Origin of the sequence: uncultured Clostridium sp. (assembly GCF_937920395.1) — a bacterium.
Lineage (GTDB): Bacteria > Bacillota > Clostridia > Clostridiales > Clostridiaceae > Clostridium_AD.
On the sequence record NZ_CALEVF010000024.1, the window covers coordinates 1 to 4,537 of the forward strand.

The window sequence follows — 4,537 nt, forward strand, 5'->3', positions numbered from 1 at the left end:
TTTTTTACAGTGGAACTTAACTCTACAAAGTGGAAGTTACTTTTTCAATTCACCTTAATGCAATCAATATATGTTTTATATTAAATGCCTTAATATTAAATATTAAAGCATTTATTTGTTATACTATTTATTAAATTTCTATTTTGAAATTACTGTGTTTGTTCCCATATATTTTAATAGAACTGTTGGTATAGTTACTGATTCATCTTCATTTTGGTAATTTTCAAGTACTGCAGCTAATGCTCTTCCAACAGCTACTCCTGATCCATTTAGTGTATGAATGTACTGAGCCTTATCCTTTTTATTATCTTTATATCTAATGTTTGCGCGTCTTGCTTGATAATCCTCAAAATTACTACAACTTGATATTTCAACATACTTATTATAACTTGGCATCCAAACTTCAATATCATATTTAAATGAAGCCGTAAAACCTAAATCACCCTTACATATTTTAACTATTCTATAAGGGAGTTCAAGTCCTTGTAATACTGATTCTGCATCAGCAAGTAATTTTTCAAGTTCAGCATATGAATCTTCTGGCTTTGTGAATTTAAGAAGCTCAACTTTATTAAATTGATGTTGCCTTATAAGTCCTCTGGTATCCCTTCCTGCTGAACCTGCTTCTTGTCTAAAACAAGCACTATAAGCAACATGTTTTATAGGAAGATCCTGACCATTTAATATTTCATCTCTATATATATTAGTAACTGGTACCTCAGCTGTCGGTATTAAGAAATAGTCTGTATTTGCTACCTTAAAAGCATCTTCTTCGAATTTAGGTAGTTGTCCAGTACCAATCATACTTTGCCTATTAACCATATATGGAGGCAATATTTCTGTATATCCATTTGTATCCACATGCAAATCTAAAAAGTAACTTATTAACGCTCTTTCAAGTCTTGCTCCAAGTCCTTTATAAACTGTAAACCTTGAACCTGTAATCTTTCCGCCTCTTTCAAAATCTAAAATGTCATTATCTACTCCTAAATCCCAATGTGCTTTAGTTTCAAATTTAAAATTTCTTGGTTCTCCCCATTTTTTTACTTCAACATTATCTTCTTCTGTATTTCCAAGTGGTACATTTTTATTAGGAATATTAGGAATACTTAACATAATATCTTTAATTTTCTCATCTACCTCAGATAACTCAACATCATAGTTTTTAATTTCATCTGAAAGTTTTTTCATTTCAACCATTATTTCTTCTACACTTTCACCATTCTTTTTCATTTTTGGTACAAGTGCAGATTCAGTGTTTCTTCTGTTTTTTAACTCTTCAACCTTTGTTAACATATCTCTTCTTTTTTTATCAAGGTATACAACATCATCAATTATTGATACTTTAAAATTTTCCCCTCTGTCCGCCATCAATGCCTTTATTTCTTCTGGATTATTTCTTATTCTCTTTAGATCTAACATAATTATTCCTCCTTAAATATATTATAAATGTTTTTAATTCTCAAATATTAATTAAGATACTTAAACTATAAAATGCAATAAAAAAAGAGTCTTCTTCCCTAAAAAAGGGACGAAAGACTCCGCGTTGCCACCCTACTTGATTAAATATAAATATTTAATCCTCTTCATCAAATATAACGGTTATACCGTACTGCTATTCACAGTCCCTCGGAAGTGGATTCACAAAAATAAAAGTATCAGTTTTCACCAACCACTGACTCTCTTAACCTTTATATTTTGTTACTATTTTCATCATAGGTTTTATACCTTATTCAATTATACTTTTATGCTAATCATTTCAAAGTAATATCATTTATTTTATATAAAATATTACATCTTATATATTATAAAGTCAATAAAAATTTTATATTTTATTTCTTTCTACATTTTTAGTACAAATAATATCAATTCCAGTATTAAGTAAATTTTTACATACTACATCTCCTATTTTTATAGGTGGACCTACATGTATTCTACTTAATGCCTTTGAACATTCTACCCACATCTTCTTATTAATTGGTTTACTCGTTTTTACTGAAACCACATTACATAAATCAGAACCCTTTATCCTAACTAAAGTTGTTAATATATCATCATTTTCATTAATTTCATACCTATTCTCTTCTTTCAAATATACTCATCCCCTACATACTATCAAATTCTTTTATTCTACATAACAAAATATTAGAGTCTTTTGAGTCCTTGGTTATTTCTGTCATCTTTTTACTAGTCTCTCTCGCTAAAATAGAAACGACTTTATTTAGGCAATGTGCACCTTGGCAGTTTCCAAATGCAGCGCCCGTTCTTCTTTTAACTCCTTCTACCGTTCGAGCACCTAACGGTCTGCGTATAGCATCAACTATTTCACCTTCAGTTACCTTTTGGCATCCACATATGATTCTACCATATTTTTCATCAAGCTCTATAACTCTTTTTCTTTCTTCATCACACAAATCGCGAAATTTATAATTTTCTCTTCTTTTATCATTAAAATCTTTTTTAAGTTTGCACTTCATATTACTAACTACACTCTCACATACAATACTTGCAATAGCTGGTGTCATAGTAACTTGCCCATAATGTTTTCCTTTGATTTGAATAAGCCCTTCATCTATACTGCTATCATCAATCACCATAGGGTCTTCAAAAAACGGCCAATCCAAAAACATTTTAACATTCATATCATCCACAACACTTGTTATCTTAGACACTCTTTTTACCACTTCATCATAACTAACATTCTCACTTGTACTAATAGCAGCTACTGTATCGCCTTCCATAGTTGGTAGGGTATAAATCCTCTCACCTTTAGAATTAATCATAAATAATGCATGAGAATATTTTGTTTTTTCACTATTATCTAAAAGTATATATTTTAATACTCCCTCATTATTATTTACATTAATATCATTTACATTCACTTTAGATTTATTTTTGTTTTCATTTACTCTTTTTTCATTTACTATACTATAATTTTCAGATGGTGTTGTATTTATTACCATTTTACAAGTTAATTTATTTTTATTTGTAATAACTTTAAATCCTTTTGTCATCGCTTGAATATCTATTACTTCTTCTTCTAGTTTGAATTTAACGCCATTATCAAATGCTACTTCCCCGTAAGATAACGCTAAATCAAACGGACAAATCACACCAGTATTTTTAGAATATAGAGCTTTTTTTATATTTACATTTAGATTCGGTTCCATCTCATATATATATTCCGAGTCTAAAATAAGGACATCCTTTGTTCCTCTATCTATTGCTCTATTATATATTCCCTTTATTATATCTACTTCTTCATCTGTTTGAGCAAGTATTAGGGAACCACATCTTTTGAATGGAATATTAAATTTAGCACTTATAGTATCCATCATTTTATTTCCCATACGTTCAAGCTTTGCTGTTAAAGTATCTTCACTCTCAACACCATTATATACCATAGCGGTATTTATTAATGCTACATCGTCCGCTATATCATAGTCTTTTTCAATAACAGCTATATTAAGATTATATTTTGAAATCTCATAAGCTACTGCACATCCAATTATTCCTCCGCCTAAAATAAGTACATCATAATCCATTATAACCCTCCAGCATACCTAAACTTTTTCTTCACATTGTTATTATATCCTTTTTTCAAACATAGAGCGTAATATATAGAAACTTTTTAGATTATGTTAAATATATTCTATTTAATTACCTTATTCAATATATCACCTAATAACTTTATATACGTACCATATTCATCCCATTCACTATTTTTTTGGGCTACCATTGCCTTGTTATATAACTCTTTAGCAATTTTTATGTTATCCAATGCTTTAGAATCTAACTTTGTATTATACACAGATTTAGATATATTATTTTTATCATCATAATTAAATATCTGTTCTAATGCTAACTCTATATTGTCATCTAGAATTATTTTACCACCATAAGATACTATAACTTTTTTCATCTCTGGTATACTTGTTTTCCCCTTAGCCCTTAAATACATAGGTTCTACGTAAAGTAGAGAGTTTTTAATTGGCACAATTACGGTTTCTCCAAATTGAACCTGAGATCCTTGCGTATTCCAAAGTGACAATTCCTTTGATATTACCGTATCTTGATTTATTTGCTGCTTAAATAATACCGGGCTATATACTGTTTGCTTTGGTGGCAACACATATAAGACCATTTTACCATAATTATCTTCATCCATTCTTGCTCCAAATAACGATACCATATTATCTCGACCTTTGGTATTGAAGTACTCCAGTAAAACCATTTCCTGTTCTTTTTCCTTTGGTAATTTCATTATTAAATAAGAAGCATCAATCTTCTCTTGTTTACCTTCAATTTTATCTTGATTCGTTGCTATAGACCATACATCATCTCCATTATAAAATACTCCTGGATCTGTTATGTGGTATTTCTCTAGAAGATTTGCCTGTAAATTAAATAAGCTCTCTGGGTATTTGAAGTGTTCCCTAATACCAGTTGGAACCGACTCTAAATTTTTAAATAATTTGGGAAATATTTTTGAATAACTATTTACTATAGGATCATTTTTATCAACTATATAAAAATC

3 protein-coding genes, 1 pseudogene and 1 other annotated feature are annotated in these 4,537 nt (G+C 29.4%); all 4 genes and pseudogenes read right to left on the reverse strand.

The window, feature by feature from the left end:
* Positions 1 to 138: 138 nt before the first annotated feature.
* The gene (gene serS, locus Q0649_RS01585) at positions 139 to 1,422 is read right to left on the reverse strand and encodes a serine--tRNA ligase (protein WP_298836552.1); all 1,284 of its coding nucleotides are present in this window, start codon (positions 1,420 to 1,422) and stop codon (positions 139 to 141) included.
* Between the two features lie 102 nt (positions 1,423 to 1,524).
* Positions 1,525 to 1,726, reverse strand: a binding site (T-box leader).
* 99 nt (positions 1,727 to 1,825) lie between these two features.
* Positions 1,826 to 2,098, reverse strand: a pseudogene (locus Q0649_RS01590) (DUF1667 domain-containing protein); the annotation flags it as partial.
* A 7-nt stretch (positions 2,099 to 2,105) separates the two neighbouring features.
* Entirely contained in the window at positions 2,106 to 3,545 is a 1,440-nt protein-coding gene (locus tag Q0649_RS01595; protein ID WP_298836556.1) for an NAD(P)/FAD-dependent oxidoreductase, read from the reverse strand.
* Between the two features lie 107 nt (positions 3,546 to 3,652).
* The coding region (locus Q0649_RS01600) for a UPF0182 family protein (RefSeq protein ID WP_298836558.1) at positions 3,653 to 4,537 on the reverse strand (885 nt) is incomplete at its 5' end.

Bases quoted from the DNA above. Each gene is read 5' to 3' on its own strand.
- serS (WP_298836552.1), bottom strand. From the start codon at position 1,422: ATGTTAGATCTAAAGAGAATAAGAAATAATCCAGAAGAAATAAAGGCA.
- Q0649_RS01595 (WP_298836556.1), bottom strand. From the start codon at position 3,545: ATGGATTATGATGTACTTATTTTAGGCGGAGGAATAATTGGATGTGCA.